Raw genomic sequence first — 14,472 nt, forward strand, 5'->3', positions numbered from 1 at the left:
TCTTTTGTTTGGGTTAGCCTCGGGGCATGGCAACCCGCACTCCGCGTACCGACGGCAACACCACGCGCCTGCACATCCTCGAAACCGCCGGCCGGCTGTTCGCGGCGCAAGGCTTCGCAGAAAGCACCAGCAAGGAAATCTGCACCCGCGCCGGCACCAACATGGCCGCCATCAACTACCACTTCGGCGGCCGCGACGGGCTCTACGAGGCGGTGCTGGTCGAAGCGCACAAGCAGCTGGTGAGCCTCGACGAGCTGATGGCGCTGTCATTGGAGTCGACCGATCCGCGCCTGAAGCTGCGCGCCTTTCTCACGCACATGGTCGAGATGAGCGCCCAGCCGAAGGCGCCGTGGGGGTTCCGCGTGGTGCTGCGCGAGGCGCTGTCGCCTTCACCTGCCATGCCGGCGCTGATCCAGCGGGCTGTGTTGCCCAAGGCCAGGCTGATGCGCGGCATCGTCGGCGAGATCATGGGCTTGCCCGACGACCATCCATCGGTACAGCGCAGCCTGCTGCTGACAGTGCTGCCGTGCCTGGTGATGACGGTGGCGCCCAAGGACCTGAGCAGCAAGGTGCTTCCGGCCCTGAAGGACACGCAGGCCCTGGCCGAAGAAGTTGTGCGCTATGTGCTCGCGGGGCTCGATGCCGTGGCGAAGGAAGCCAAGGCGGCCGAGCCGTCCCCGGCGTCCACAACGCCTAAAGCTGGAAAGCGACGGTGAGCAGCAGCCCCTCGGCCACGTCGCGCATCAGCCCCGGGCGTCGCGCACGATAGGGCTCGCCGGCCGAGGCGGTGGTCTCGATCCACTCGGCCAACCATTCGATGTCTTCATGGCCGTAGAACACGACGGCCGCCTCGTGGTTCAGCAGCAGGCTGCGCAGGTCGAGGTTGATCGAGCCGCACATGGCGAGTTCGTCGTCCACCACCACGGCCTTGGCATGCGCCATGAACGGCAGCATGCTGAAGCTCACACTCGCGCGCGCCAGGTCGCGCATGGCGCGTGCACGCACGAAGTCGGCAAGGCGATGGTTCGACTGCGCGGGCATCGCGATGGTCACCTGCACGCCGCGCCGCGCGGCCAGCCGCAGTGCATCGCGCAGGCCGTCGCCGGGCACGAAGTAGGGCGTGATCGCGAGCACGCGGTGCTCGGCGCGAAAGCATGCATCGATCAGCAGTGCGTGTGCTGTGTCTTCGGTCTGGTCGGGGCCGCTCGGCAGGAACTGGGCCATGGCAGTGCCCGGGCCCGGGGGCACGTCGTCGGCGGTGATGGCGCGGGCCTTGCGGCTGCGCACCGAGGCCCAGTCGTGGTCGAACTGGCGCGCCGCCGCAGCGGCCACGCTGCCATGCAGGTCGAACGACAGGTCGCGCCAGGCCTCGGGGTGCTTGTCGTTGCCGGTGAAGTATTCGCCCGCGAGGTTGCGCCCGCCCGACCAGAGCCAGCCGTCGTCGGCAATGGTGAACTTGCGGTGGTTGCGCAGGTTGCGCGGGCCGATGCGGCGCAGGCTGAAGAAGGGGCGGAACACGGCCACCTCGCCGCCCGCCACACGCAGCCGGTCGAAGTGATGGCGCGGCAGCGACAGCGCGCCGAAGCCGTCGAGCAGCACCCGCACCTTGATGCCCTCGCGCGCCCGCTTCGCGAGCCGGTCGATCACCGCGTGGCCGAGCGGGTCGTCGCCGATGATGAAGGTGCACACGTCGATGCGCTCGCGCGCGCCGTCGATCACCTGCCACAGCGCATCGCGCGCGGCCTCGCCGTCGGCATGCATGCGGATCGCGCAGCGCCCCGGCGGCGCGAGGCCGAAGCTCTCGATCAGGTCGGCAGCCCAGTGGCCCGGCGGCACCGAGCGCGGCGGCCTGGGCGACCCCGCCGGGCGCAGCTTGCGCTGGCCGAACAGCAGGTACATCGGGAGGATGAAGTAGGGCATTAGCACCAGCCCCATGACCCAGGCGATGGCCGTGGTGGGGGCGCGCTGCTCGCGGCGCGCACGCGTGGTCAGCACGTAGACCAGCAGCGCGAAAGTGACGACGAGGAAATGCTGCGAAGGAGAGGGCAGCCAGTCGAACTCTTTGGTCGGCATGGACCGATGATGCCTCAGCGTTGCGGGCTGTGCCTTCAGTGCCCCTTCAGCGTTGCAGGAAGGCCGGCACGCCGCGCCCTTCCGAGGCCAGGAACCGCATCATCGGATCGACCACCGCACGCACAGCGGGCCGGTCGCCTACGCGCGTGCGCCAGGCCAGCAGGCGCGGCGTGGCGTCGGTCATGCCGGCGCCCTTGCGGTCGGCGAACACATAGGCCATGTAGAAGGCGATGTCGGCGAAGGAGTAGGGGCCGGCCAGGTACTCGCGTGTGGCCAGCAGGCCTTCCATCTCTTCGTAGAAGCGCGCGCAGCCGGCGCAGGCCGCGACTGCCGCGGCGCTCTGCATGTCGTGCTGCAGGCCGAAGAGCTTGATGACATTCGGGAAGAAGACCTCGTCGGACTTCTGCTCCAGCTGCCGCGCGCGGGCCCGTTCGGCAATGCCTTCAGGCCACAGCGCAAGGCTGGGATAGCGGTCTTCGAGGTACTCGAAGATCTGCGTCGAGTCGAACAGCGAGACCTCGTCGTCGACCAGCACGGGCACCTGCTGCTTGACGGGGTTGACCCGAACCACCTCGGGGTGCTTGGGCTCGTAGGCATCGTCCTTGGTGAAGGGCACCATGACCAGTTCGAAGGGCACGCCTTTTTCGCGTGCCGCGATCTCGACCTTGGCGCCGAACATGCTGAGGGGGCCTGAGTAGATGTGAGTCGTCATGCCCCGACTTCACCAGAAACGGCGCGTCAGGTCGAGCCCCAGACCTCCTGCGCGGTCTCGACCACCAGGCGCAGCTTGTTGCGCTGCGCTTCCACCGCGATGTTGTTGCCGTGCACGGTGCTGGAGAAGCCGCACTGCGGCGACAGCGCGAGCTGGTCGAGCGAGGCGTACTTGGCGGCGTCCTCGATGCGGCGCTTGAGCTCGTCCTTGTCTTCCATCTCGCCGAACTTCGTGGTCACGAGGCCGAGCACCACGGTCTTGCCCTTGGGCAGGTAGCGCAGCGGCTTGAAGTCGCCCGAGCGGGCGTCGTCGTATTCCATGAAGTAGGCGTCGAGGTCCATCTCCTTGAGTAGCGCCTCGGCCACCGGCTCGTAGTTGCCGGCCGCGGCGTGCGTGCTCTTGAAGTTGCCGCGGCACAGGTGCATGGCCAGCAGCATGCCCGGCGGTTTCTGCGCCACCACCTTGTTGATGAAGGCGGCATAGCGGTGCGGCAGTTCGTTCGGGTCGTCGCCGCGCTTGCGGGCGGCTTCGCGCATGTGCTCGTCGCAAAGGTAGGCGAGGTTGGTGTCGTCCATCTGCACGTAGGTGCAGCCGGCGGCGGCCAGCGAGCGCAGCTCGTCGCCGTAGGCCTTGGCCACGTCGTCGTAGAACGCCGGGTCGAGCTCGGGGTACGCCTCCTTGCTGATGCCGGCGCGGCCGCCGCGGAAGTGCAGCATGGTCGGCGAGGGGATCGTCACCTTGGGCGTGCGGCCCGCCGAGACCTGGCTCTTGAGGTACTGGAAGTCGGCGAGCTGGATGTCCTTGATGTGGCGCACCTTGTCGAGCACGCGCATCGCGGGCGGAGCGAGTTCTTCAGTGCCGTCGGGCTTGCGGATGGTGACCGGGATGTCGGTTTTCACGCCGCCGAGCTGGTCAAGGAAGTCGATGTGGAAGTAGGTGCGGCGGAACTCGCCGTCGGTGATGCTCTTCAGGCCGATGTCTTCCTGGAAGCGGACGATCTCGGTGATGGCCTTGTCTTCGACGAGGCGAAGCTGTTCGGGCGTGATCTCGCCCTTGGCTTTCTGTTCGCGGGCATCGAGCAGGTATTTGGGGCGCAGGAAACTGCCCACGTGGTCGTAGCGGGCAGGCAGGGCGGCGTGCTGTGACATGGATGACTCCGTCGTGATTTGGGGAACGAGCGGAACATCGTATCGCCTTCGAAATGCCGATGTCTGTATACAGATATCTCAGTGTTTACCCTCGAAATGCTTCAAAAGACTGGAAATTTCAGGTTTTCTGTATACATTGAGTATTCATGAAAACGCCCACGACCGCCTTTCCACTGAACGCCTGGTATGCCGCCGCCTACGACGTCGAAGTGCGTCACGCGCTGCTGCCACGCACGATCTGCAACCAGAAAGTGGTGCTGTTCCGCCGCACCGACGGACAAGTCGCCGTGCTCGAAGACGCCTGCTGGCACCGGTTGATGCCGCTGTCGCTGGGCCGCCTCGAGGGTGACGAACTGGTCTGCGGCTACCACGGCCTCGTCTACAACAGCCAGGGCCGCTGCACTCACATGCCGAGCCAGGAAACGCTGAACCCCTCGGCATGCGTGCGCAGCTTTCCGGTGGTCGAGAAGCATCGCTTCGTGTGGATCTGGCCAGGCGATCCGGCCAAGGCCGACCCGGCGCTGGTGCCCGACATGCACTGGAACGACGACCCGGCCTGGGCCGGCGACGGCAAGATGATCCGCGTCAACTGCGACTACCGTCTCGTGGTCGATAACCTCATGGACTTGACGCACGAGACCTTCGTGCACGGCTCGTCCATCGGCAACCGCGAAGTGGCCGAGGCGCCCTTCGTGGCCACGCACGGCGACCGCTCGGCCACCGTCACGCGATGGATGGAAGACATCGACCCGCCGCCGTTCTGGGGCAACCAGATCCGCCACGCACGCGGCTACACCGGCAAGGTCGACCGCTGGCAGATCATCCGTTTCGAAGGCCCGTGCACCGTGAACATTGACGTCGGCGTGGCCGAGGCGGGCAGCGGCGCGGTGCCCCAGGGCAGCAACCCCGGCGACCGCAGCAAGGGTGTGAACGGCTACGTGCTCAACACCATCACGCCCGAGACCGACAAGACCTGCCTCTACTTCTGGGCCTTCTCGCGCAACTACTGCCTCGGCGAGCAGCGCCTTACGCACGAACTGCGCGAGGGCGTCGCCGGCATCTTCCGCGAAGACGAGCTGGTGCTCGAAGCGCAGCAGAAGGCGATGGACGACCACCCCGATCACAAGTTCTACAACCTCAACATCGACGCCGGCTCGATGTGGGCGCGGCGTCTGATCGATCGCATGATCGAAAAGGAAAAGCCCGCGCGCGCCGCGATCCCGATCCGGCCCGCCCAGAAGGAAGCCGCGTGAAGGTCGCTGCCGTTTCCACCGCCGCCGAGCCCGGCGACAGCGGCAGTTCGCAGGCCGTGAAGGCGCAGCTGCGGCTGCGCGAGATGATCCTTGCGGGCGAGCTGCCCGGTGGCGCGCGCATTGCCGAGGTTGCCATCTCCGAGCAGCTCGGCGTGTCGCGCACGCCGGTGCGCACCGCGCTGATGCGGCTCGAACAAGAGGGCCTGCTCGAGGCGCTGCCCAACGGTGGCTATGCGGTGCGTACTTTTTCGGAGCGCGACGTGGCCGATGCCATCGAGCTGCGCGGCACGCTCGAAGGGCTGGTCGCCCGGCTTGCGGCCGAGCGCGGCGCGGCGCCCGTGGTGCTGCGCGAAGCACGTGCCTGCCTGCAGCGCATCGACGAGCTGCTGCGCGAGCCCGCGCTCGACGACGCGGCCTTCTCGCGCTACGTGACGCACAACGAGCGCTTCCACGCACTGCTCTGCGAAATGGCGGGCAGCCCCGTCATCGCGCAGCAGCTCGAACGCGTGATCAACCTGCCGTTCGCGTCGCCCTCGGGCTTCGTCATCGTGCAGGCCAACTCGCCGGCCGCACGCGACATGCTCGTGATTGCGCAAGACCAGCATGTGCAGGTGCTCGACGCCATCGAGTCCGGCGAAGGCTCGCGCGCCGAGGCGCTGATGCGCGAGCACAGCCGCATTGCGCGGCGGAACCTGCGCGATGCGCTGCACGGCACGCCGACCGCCGAACAGCGCCCGCTGCCGGGTGTGCAGCTGATCCGCCGGCGCGGCTGATCGGTTTCTTCTTTTTCCCTCCTCTTTCGTGTTGCTCCCCGATGAAAAGCGATCTTCAATGGATGCAGGCGCAAGTCGTTGCGCTGCGCGACGTCACGCCCACCGTGCGCGAATTCGAACTGCGCCCCGACGGCGGCTTTGCCGAATCCCATGAACCCGGCGCTCACCTGCAGGTGCAGGTGCTGACGGCGCAGGGCAAGGTGCAGACCCGCTCGTACTCGCTGGTGGGCGAGGGCGACGGCCAGTGCTGGCGCATTGCCGTCAAGCGGCTCGACGACGGCCGTGGCGGTTCGCTCGCGATGTGGCGACTGGCCGTGGGCGACCGCCTGCAAGTGAGCGCGCCGCAGAATCACTTTCCGCTCGACCTCTCGGCTCCCGGCTACCTGCTGGTGGCGGGCGGCATCGGCATCACGCCGCTGGTACTGATGGCGCAGCGGCTGGGCGCACATGCAAGGCGCACCGGCGTGCCGGTGAAGATGCTGTACGGCGCGCGGCATGCGGGCGAGCTCGGCTATCTGTCGCATCTGCAGGAAGCATTGGGCGAGGGCGTCGAAGCGCATGAAGGCTCGGCCCCCATCGACTTCGCCGCCGCCATCGCGGCACTGCCGCCCGGCGGCCAGCTCTACACCTGCGGCCCGGTGCCGATGCTCGAAGCCGTCAAGCGCGCGTGGCACGCAGCCGGCCGTGCCATCGAAGACCTGCGCTTCGAAACCTTCGGCAGCAGCGGCCGCCTGGCCACGCAGTCATTCCAGGTGCGAATTCCCCGGCACGACCTGGCCATCACCGTGCCGGCCGACTGCACGCTGCTCGAAGCCCTCGACGCAGCCGGCGTGCAGACGCTCTCGGACTGCAAGCGCGGCGAATGCGGCCTGTGCGCCATGGACGTGATCGCCGTCGACGGCGAGATCGATCACCGCGACGTGTTCCTCAGCGAGCACGAGAAGAAGTCGACCACGCGCATCTGCGCCTGCGTGTCACGCGCCGTGGGCACTCTCACGCTCGACTCCGCCTACCGCGCCGACAGCTGACCCGCGCGCTCCGCAGGCCGCCTTGCGCGATGATCGCGCAGTTCATTTGGCAATCGCGCAACAAAGGTCAACGGGAATGGCCGGCTAGGTGATTGCCTGCTCCGCCGGATGTTGCAAAGTGTTGAAAATAGCCCCGGTTCGCGTTCCGCCCCTCAAAGGAAAAAACATGCAAAGACGCCATCTCATCCAGACCGCCGCCCTCTCGGCACTTGCGCTTTCAATGTCGCTGGCCAGTGCCCAGGACGCCAACAAGTTCAAGATCGGCCTGATCCTTCCGATGACCGGCCAGTCGGCCTCCACCGGCCGCCAGATCGAAGCCGCGGCGCGCCTGTACATGGCCCAGAACGGCGATACCGTGGCCGGCAAGAAGGTAGAGCTGATCGTCAAGGACGACACCGGCCTGCCCGACGTGACCAAGCGCCTCGCGCAGGAACTGGTGGTGAACGACAAGGTCAACGTGCTGGCCGGCTTCGGCCTCACACCGCTGGCGCTGGCCGTGGCGCCGATTGCCACGCAGTCGAAGACGCCCGAAGTGGTGATGGCCGCGGCCACTTCGAGCATCACCGAGGCTTCGCCCTACATCATCCGTTCGAGCTTCACGCTGCCGCAGGTGTCGGTGGCCATGGGCGACTGGGCGCCGAAGAACGGCGTGAAGACGGTCGTCACGCTGGTGGCCGACTACGGCCCGGGCAACGATGCCGAGAAGTTCTTCAGCGAGCGCTTCCAGCTCAACGGCGGCAAGGTGCTCGACAAGCTGCGCGTGCCGCTGCGCAACCCCGACTTCGCGCCGTTCCTGCAGAAGGTGCGCGACGTGAAGCCCGACGCGCTGTTCGTCTTCGTGCCCTCGGGCGCGGGCGCGGCGGTGATGAAGCAGTTCCTCGAACGCGGCATGGACAAGGCGGGCATCAAGATGATCGCCACCGGCGACGTGACGGATGACGACCAGCTCAACGACATGGGCGACGGCGCGCTGGGCGTGGTCACCTCGCACCACTACTCGGCCGCGCACCCCTCGGCCATGAACAAGAAGTTCGTCGAAGCCTTCGAGAAGGCCAACCCCAAGATGCGTCCCAACTTCATGGCCGTGGGCGGCTATGACGGCATGCGCGTGATCTACGAAGCGCTCAAGACCACCAAGGGGCAGGGCGGCGGCGAAGCGCTGCTGGCTGCCATGAAGGGCCAAGTCTTCGAGAGCCCGCGCGGCCCGGTGCTGATCGATGCGCAGACGCGCGACATCGTGCAGGACGTGTACCTGCGCAAGGTCGAGAAGAAGGACGGGCAGCTCTACAACGTCGAGTTCGACGTGATCAAGGGTGTGAAGGATCCGGGCAAGGCAAAGTGAGGCTTGTCTCTGGGGGACGTTGTTGTTCGGGGCGCGTTCACGCCGACGGGGTACCTTGCTCCGCGAATGTCCCCCGGCCTTCGGCCTCCTCCTTTATTTCGCTGCGCAAGGCACCCCATCGGCGTGATCTTTCAGAGCGGTCGTTGATCGGCCGGCATAAGCACGCACCCCGAACGAAACGAACAGCCCCAGAAATAGCTTCGTAAAAAACACGACATGCTGACCATTCTTTTCGACGGCATCGCCTACGGCATGCTGCTCTTCGTGCTGGCGGTAGGCCTCGCAGTGACGCTCGGCCTGATGAACTTCATCAACCTCGCCCACGGCGCTTTCGCCATGGCAGGCGGCTACCTCACGGTGTTCGCGATGCAGAAGTTGGGCGTGCCCTTCCTGGCCTGCCTGCCGCTCGCATTCATCGTCGTCGCGCTGGCCGGGGCCTTGCTCGAACGCACGCTCTACCGGCCGATGTACGGCAAGCCGCATCTCGACCAGGTGCTTTTTTCCATCGGCCTCGCCTTCATGGCGGTGGCGGCCATCGACTACTTCGTGGGCTCTTCGCAGCAGAACGTGCAATTGCCTGAATGGCTGCGCGGGCGCACCGAGATCGGCGACGGCGCGCTGCTGCTGGGCATGGGGCACTACCGGCTCTTCATCATCGGCGTGTGCGCTGTGCTCACCGTGGTGCTGCAGCTCATTCTCTCGAAGACGCGTTTCGGCAGCCGGCTGCGCGCCGCGGTCGACGACCCGCGCGTGGCGTCGGGCCTGGGCATCAACGTGAACATCGTGTTCCTGCTGACCTTCGCCGTGGGCTCCGGGCTCGCGGGGCTGGGCGGTGCGCTGGGTGCGGAGATCCTCGGCCTCGACCCGACCTTCCCGCTGAAGTACATGATCTATTTCCTGATCGTGGTGTCGGTCGGCGGCACCTCGTCGATCACCGGGCCGCTCGCGGCGGCGCTGCTGCTTGGCATTGCCGACGTGGCGGGCAAGTATTTCATTCCGAAGATGGGTGCATTCACCGTCTACCTGCTGATGATCATGATCCTGATGTGGCGGCCCCAGGGCCTGTTCACTCGCAAGGGAGGCCGTTGATGAGTGCGCCTTCCACCACCGAGTTTCAGTCGGCCCTGCTGCGCAAGGCGCGATGGCACCCGCTCGAATTCGTGGCCTGGGCCGTGGCCTTCGCGCTGCCGCTCGTCATGCCCTCGCACTCGCTGCTGGTCAACGAGATCGCCATCGTCGCGCTGTTCGCGATGTCGCTCGACCTGATTCTTGGCTACACCGGCATCGTGTCGCTGGGCCATGCCGCCTTCTTCGGCTTCGGCGCGTATGCCGCGGCGTTGTTCGCCAAGCTCGTGATGCCGGACCCGACCGTGGGGCTGGTGATCGCGACCGTGCTCTCGGCATTGCTGGGCCTCGTGGCGAGCGTGACGATCTTGCGCGGCAGCGACCTCACGCGGCTGATGGTCACGCTCGGCACTGCGCTGCTGCTGCTCGAACTCGCCAACAAGCTCGACTGGCTCACCGGCGGCGCTGACGGCCTGCAGGGCGTGGTGATGGGGCCGGTGCTCGGCCTGTTCGAGTTCGACCTGTACGGCCGCACGGCCGCCTGGTATTCGCTGGCCGTGATGCTGGTGCTGTTCCTCGTGATGCGCCGGCTCGTGCATTCGCCGTTCGGCGCCACGCTCAAGGCCATCCGCGACAACCGGCTGCGTGCCATGGCGATAGGCGTTCCGGTCGTGTCGCGGCTCGTGGTGATCTACACCGTGGCGGCGGGCATCGCCGGCGCCGCGGGCGCGCTGCTGGCGCAGACCACCGGCTTCGCCTCGCTCGACGTGCTGGCCTTCGACCGTTCGGCCGACGTGCTGCTGATGCTGGTCATCGGCGGCGTGGGCTGGCTCTATGGCGGCGTGGCGGGTGCCATCGTGTTCAAGCTGCTGCAGACCTGGCTGTCGGCCGTGACGCCGCAGTACTGGATGTTCTGGATCGGCCTGATCCTGGTGCTGCTGGTGCTGGTGGGGCGCGACCGCCTGCTGAAGCCGTGGACATGGTTCGGCTTGGGCGGCAAGAAGAAGGGCGGTGCCGCATGACCGACACCGTGCTTTCGACCCACGGCCTCGTGATGCGCTTCGGCGGCATCACGGCCACCAACAACGTGACGATGGAACTCAAGCGCGGTGCACGCCACGCGCTGATCGGCCCCAACGGAGCGGGCAAGACCACGCTGATCAACCAGCTGACGGGCGTGCTCACGCCCACTGAAGGCCGCATCACGCTGCTGGGCGAAGACATCACCACGCTCGCGCCGCACAAGCGCGTGGCGCGCGGACTGGTGCGCACCTTCCAGATCAACCAGCTCTTCGACTCGATGACGCCGCTCGAAACGCTGGCGCTGGTCGTGTCGCAGCATCAGGGCATCGGCGCGCAATGGTGGCGGCCGCTCGGCGCCAGCAAGGCGATTGCCGAGCGCGCGGGGCAACTGCTCGAACAGTTCCACCTGGGTGATGTGGCGCAGCAGCAGGTGAAGCACCTGGCCTATGGCAAGCGCCGCCTGCTGGAGATTGCGATTGCGCTGGCCTGCGAGCCGCGCGTGCTGCTGCTCGACGAGCCTGTGGCGGGTGTGCCCGCCGGCGAGCGCGAAGAACTGCTGCAGACCGTGGCCGCGCTGCCCGCCGACGTGTCGGTGCTGCTGATCGAGCACGACATGGACCTGGTGTTCAGCTTTGCCGACCGCATGACGGTGCTGGTCAACGGCACGTTGCTGACCGAGGGCGACCCCGAAACCATCGCCAACGATCCGAAGGTGAAGGAGGTCTATCTGGGCCACGGGGAGAGCGCCCATGTCTGAGCTGCTGCGAATAGAAAACCTGAGCGCCGGCTACGGCGAGGCCGTGGTGCTGCACGACGTGGCGTTCGCGCTCGGCGAAGGCCAGACGCTGGCGCTGCTGGGCCGCAACGGCACGGGCAAGACCACGCTGATCAACACGCTCGCGGGCGCAACGCGCCAGCACGGCGGCAGCATCACGCTGGGCGGCCAGGCGCTGCACAAGCTTGCGCCGCATCAGCGCGCGGCAGCCGGCATCGGCTGGGTGCCGCAAGAGCGCAACATCTTCAAGTCTCTGACGGTGCACGAGAACCTCACGGCGGTGGAGCGGCCCGGCAAGTGGAGCCCGCAGCGTGTCTACGACATGTTCCCGCGCCTTGCCGAGCGCAAGACGAACCTGGGCACGCAGCTCTCGGGCGGCGAACAGCAGATGCTGGCCGTGGGCCGTGCGCTGGTGCTGAACCCCAAGCTGCTGCTGCTCGACGAGCCGCTCGAAGGCCTCGCGCCGATCATCGTGGAAGAGCTGCTGCGTGCCATCCGCCGCATCACGCAGGACGAGGGGCTGGCCGCGATCATCGTGGAGCAGCATCCGCAGGCCATCCTCGCGATTTCCGACGAAGCGGTGGTGCTGGACCACGGGACCATCGTGCATACCGACAAGGCCGCGACATTGCGCACGCAGCCTGAAGTGCTCGACCGCCTGTTGGGCGTCGCGCGCTAGACGAGTTCCGCCAGGCGCGCCTTCCAGTCTTCCGCGCGGCCGAGCCATGGGCCGATGTCGATGCGGCTGGCGCTGCCATCGGGCCGCGTCAGCACGAAGGTCGGAAAGCCCTGGCCGCCAGCGCGCTGCAGGAACTGGCGGCTTTCGGCGAAGTGCCGTGCGGTCGATTCGCCTGACAGGCGTTCGAAGGCCGACGCGAAGGCTTCGGCGTTGAAGCCGAGTTCGGCGGCGATCGCCTTCAGCACCTGCTCATCGGCGATGCGCTGGCCTTCGACGTAGTGCGCCCGCTGCAGGCGATGGATCATGTCCAGCCCACCGCCTGCCCGCAGCGACTCGGCCGCGAGGATGGCGGTGGTCGGCGGCTCGGAGTCCATCGTCGCGCCGGTGTCGCGCAGCAGTCCCTCGAAGTAGCCTTCGCCGAAGGGCTGGCCCGTGAGTTCCGCGATGCGCCGGTCGTGCGGCATCACGTACTCGCGCCACTGCGGCGTGATCGAGCGGCGGTTGGCGCCGGTCATCATGCCGCCGCCGTGGAACTCGACCTTCAGGCCCGGCACGCTGCGCGCCGCGTCGACCAGCGGCGCGGCGGCATAGCACCAGCCGCACAGCGGGTCGAAGATGTAGTGGAGCGTGGCGCCTTCGCTCACTGCCTCGCTCATTGCGGCCACTTCATTTCTCCCTTGATGACCTTGGCGCCGAGTTCCAGCGACGAGGCGTCTTCCAGCTTCGGGTAGCGCTTCTTCATCGCGGCGATCAGCGCTGCCGAGTCCTTGGCCTTGGCGGCTTCGGTTTCGAAGGCCTGCAGATAGCTTCGCGTGAATTTCACCGAGGCGAGCGAGTAGGGCGTGCTGCCGTCGGCATTCGGCAGGTAGTGGCCGGGCACCACGGTCTTCGGGTGCAGCGCTTCGATGCGGCCCAGCGTCTTGATCCAGTCGCGGCGCGATTCGGGCGTTTGCGTGTCCGCCACCCACACGTGGATGTTGGCCGACACCGGAATGCCGCCGACCACCGCCTTCAGCGAGGGAATCCACGCGAAGCTGCGCTCGGGCGTCGGGCTGTCGAGGCCGACGACCTGGATCTTGCGGCCTTCGAGCGTGAGGCTGTCGCCGGCCAGTGCTTCGGGCACGACCAGCGCCTTGGGCGCGTTGTCCTTCAGGATCGGTCCCCAGTGCGCGAGCTTGCCGTCCTTCGAGGCCTGGATGGCAGCCACGGTCTGGGGCGTGGCGACGATCTTCGCGTCGGGGAAGGCGGCCTGGATCACGTCGAGGCCGAAGTAGTAGTCGGGGTCGCTGTGGCTGATGTAGACCGTGGTGAGCTTCTTGCCCGTGGCCTTGATCTTCTGCACCAGCGCCTCGGCGTCGTTGCGCTGGAACTGCGCGTCGATCAGCACGGCGTCGGTCTGGCCGGTGACGATTTCCGAGGAGACCGGAAACATCGACTTCGTGCCGGGGTTGTAGACGTCGAGCTTGAGCGGCTGGGCGGCCTGCGCGGCGAGCGGAACAAGGCTCAGGGTGGTGGCGAGGGCGGCGGCGGAGAGGAGGGCTCTGCGGAACATGCGGTGGTCTTTCTGTGTGCGGTGTGAAGGAGTGACAGCTCTGACCTTTCGAATGTAGGTTGCGCGAATCGAAATAAAAACCTGCTCCAGGGCAATGAATAGTTTCGGATTCCGGTCGAATTGGGTGCTTGGCCGTCAATCCGTGGCGCGCCGCTCCAGGTGCGCGACCAGCAATTGCGCGGACGGCGACAGCGCCGCCTCACTGCGGAAGCAGATCGCAAAACGCCGCCGCGCCCACACATCGGTAAGCGGCATCAGGCGAAGGCCGAAGGCATCGGTGAAGGGCCGCGCGACCTCCGCAGGCACCACGCTGATTGCCAGCCCGGCGCGCACCACGCGCAGCGCCGCGTCGAAGTTGGACACCAGCACGCGGTAGACCAGCGGCTTGCCTGCCACTGCAGCCTCGCGCGCAAGCATCAGTTGCACCGCGCTGAGCGCGGGCATGCCGACGAATTCATGGTCGAGCACCTGCTCGAAGCGCACGTGCTCGTGCTTCGCCACCGGGTGCGAGGGATGCGCGACGATGGCGAGGTGGTCGGTGCGGTAGTCGCGCCGCTCCAGGCCTTCGAGGTCGGCCGCGTCCCAGCACAGGCCGATGGAGGCGCTGCCCTCGCGAATGCCGCGCACGATCTCGGGGCTCACGCGCTCTTCCATGTCGACGCGGATGTTGCGATGCGCCGGGTCTTGCAGAAAGTCGGCCACGTCCTCGGCCAGCGACTCGGCCATGACCGAGGCCGAGGCCAGGATGCGCACGTGCCCGCGCGCGCCGCCGGCATAGGCGGCCATGTCGCGCTCGATGCGGTTCACGCTGCCGAGCATGGCGCGGGCGTGCTCCAGCAGGGTTTCGCCGGCCGGCGTGGGCAGCACGCCGCGGCGCTTGCGCAGCAGCAGCGGTGTGCCGACGGCTTCTTCGAGCTGGGCCAGCCGCTTGCTGATGGCCGAGCCGACGATGCTGGCCTGTTCGCCGGCGCGCGCGATGCTGCGCGTTTCGCAGACGGCGACGAACAGGCGCAGGGTGGTCAGGTCGAGATCTCTCATGATGTTCCGTT

Annotated in this window: 14 protein-coding genes and 1 pseudogene; 9 read left to right on the forward strand and 6 right to left on the reverse strand. The window is 67.1% G+C overall.

What is annotated here, in order from left to right:
- The first annotated feature begins 26 nt into the window (after window positions 1-26).
- Complete coding sequence (locus BLW48_RS19505) at window positions 27-716, forward strand: TetR/AcrR family transcriptional regulator (RefSeq protein WP_093177015.1); 690 nt, start codon at window positions 27-29, stop codon at window positions 714-716.
- On the opposite strand, the gene BLW48_RS19510 is transcribed toward BLW48_RS19505, so the two are convergent.
- The 3 genes from BLW48_RS19510 to BLW48_RS19520 are packed head-to-tail and all read right to left on the reverse strand — an operon-like array spanning window position 694 to window position 3,933.
- Entirely contained in the window at window positions 694-2,073 is a 1,380-nt protein-coding gene (locus BLW48_RS19510; RefSeq protein WP_093177017.1) for a phospholipase D-like domain-containing protein, read from the reverse strand. The genes BLW48_RS19505 and BLW48_RS19510 overlap by 23 nt on opposite strands.
- 46 nt (window positions 2,074-2,119) lie before the next feature.
- Entirely contained in the window at window positions 2,120-2,785 is a 666-nt protein-coding gene (locus BLW48_RS19515; protein WP_093177019.1) for a glutathione S-transferase family protein, read from the reverse strand.
- A gap of 26 nt (window positions 2,786-2,811) precedes the next feature.
- Entirely contained in the window at window positions 2,812-3,933 is a 1,122-nt protein-coding gene (locus BLW48_RS19520) for a 5-methyltetrahydropteroyltriglutamate--homocysteine S-methyltransferase (protein ID WP_093177020.1), read from the reverse strand.
- Between the two features lie 146 nt (window positions 3,934-4,079).
- On the opposite strand from BLW48_RS19520, the gene BLW48_RS19525 reads away from it, so the two are divergent.
- The 8 genes from BLW48_RS19525 to BLW48_RS19560 all read left to right on the forward strand — a co-directional run bounded on the left by BLW48_RS19525 (window position 4,080) and on the right by BLW48_RS19560 (window position 11,871).
- The gene (locus BLW48_RS19525; protein WP_093177022.1) at window positions 4,080-5,186 is read left to right on the forward strand and encodes an aromatic ring-hydroxylating dioxygenase subunit alpha; all 1,107 of its coding nucleotides are present in this window, start codon (window positions 4,080-4,082) and stop codon (window positions 5,184-5,186) included.
- Complete coding sequence (locus BLW48_RS19530) at window positions 5,183-5,959, forward strand: GntR family transcriptional regulator (RefSeq protein WP_093051306.1); 777 nt, start codon at window positions 5,183-5,185, stop codon at window positions 5,957-5,959. The genes BLW48_RS19525 and BLW48_RS19530 overlap by 4 nt, the downstream gene beginning before the upstream one ends.
- 41 nt (window positions 5,960-6,000) lie before the next feature.
- The gene (locus BLW48_RS19535; protein ID WP_093077745.1) at window positions 6,001-6,987 is read left to right on the forward strand and encodes a PDR/VanB family oxidoreductase; all 987 of its coding nucleotides are present in this window, start codon (window positions 6,001-6,003) and stop codon (window positions 6,985-6,987) included.
- Between the two features lie 166 nt (window positions 6,988-7,153).
- Window positions 7,154-8,329, forward strand: a complete 1,176-nt coding sequence (locus BLW48_RS19540; RefSeq protein WP_093051300.1) for an ABC transporter substrate-binding protein — start codon at window positions 7,154-7,156, stop codon at window positions 8,327-8,329.
- Between the two features lie 216 nt (window positions 8,330-8,545).
- On the forward strand, window positions 8,546-9,418 hold the full coding sequence (locus tag BLW48_RS19545) for a branched-chain amino acid ABC transporter permease (protein WP_093051297.1): 873 nt from the start codon (window positions 8,546-8,548) through the stop codon (window positions 9,416-9,418).
- On the forward strand, window positions 9,418-10,416 hold the full coding sequence (locus BLW48_RS19550; RefSeq protein ID WP_093177023.1) for a branched-chain amino acid ABC transporter permease: 999 nt from the start codon (window positions 9,418-9,420) through the stop codon (window positions 10,414-10,416). Before BLW48_RS19545 ends, BLW48_RS19550 begins: the two co-directional genes overlap by 1 nt.
- Window positions 10,413-11,174 carry an ABC transporter ATP-binding protein gene (locus BLW48_RS19555; RefSeq protein WP_093051289.1) on the forward strand — a complete coding sequence of 254 codons (762 nt, stop codon included), beginning with the start codon at window positions 10,413-10,415 and terminating at the stop codon, window positions 11,172-11,174. Before BLW48_RS19550 ends, BLW48_RS19555 begins: the two co-directional genes overlap by 4 nt.
- The gene (locus BLW48_RS19560) at window positions 11,167-11,871 is read left to right on the forward strand and encodes an ABC transporter ATP-binding protein (RefSeq protein WP_093177025.1); all 705 of its coding nucleotides are present in this window, start codon (window positions 11,167-11,169) and stop codon (window positions 11,869-11,871) included. Before BLW48_RS19555 ends, BLW48_RS19560 begins: the two co-directional genes overlap by 8 nt.
- Here BLW48_RS19560 and BLW48_RS19565 read toward each other — a convergent pair.
- The 3 genes and pseudogenes from BLW48_RS19565 to BLW48_RS19575 form a co-directional block, all read right to left on the reverse strand.
- Window positions 11,868-12,527 (reverse strand): DsbA family protein, encoded by a 660-nt coding sequence (locus tag BLW48_RS19565; protein WP_177142366.1) that lies wholly within the window; start codon window positions 12,525-12,527, stop codon window positions 11,868-11,870. The genes BLW48_RS19560 and BLW48_RS19565 overlap by 4 nt on opposite strands.
- Before the next feature lie 2 nt (window positions 12,528-12,529).
- Window positions 12,530-13,423, reverse strand: a pseudogene (locus BLW48_RS19570) (MBL fold metallo-hydrolase); the annotation flags it as partial.
- Window positions 13,424-13,558: 135 nt separating this feature from the next.
- The gene (locus BLW48_RS19575; protein ID WP_093177029.1) at window positions 13,559-14,461 is read right to left on the reverse strand and encodes a LysR family transcriptional regulator; all 903 of its coding nucleotides are present in this window, start codon (window positions 14,459-14,461) and stop codon (window positions 13,559-13,561) included.
- Between the last annotated feature and the right edge of the window lie 11 nt (window positions 14,462-14,472).

Origin of the sequence: Variovorax sp. YR266, assembly GCF_900107295.1 — a bacterium.
GTDB lineage: Bacteria > Pseudomonadota > Gammaproteobacteria > Burkholderiales > Burkholderiaceae_C > Variovorax.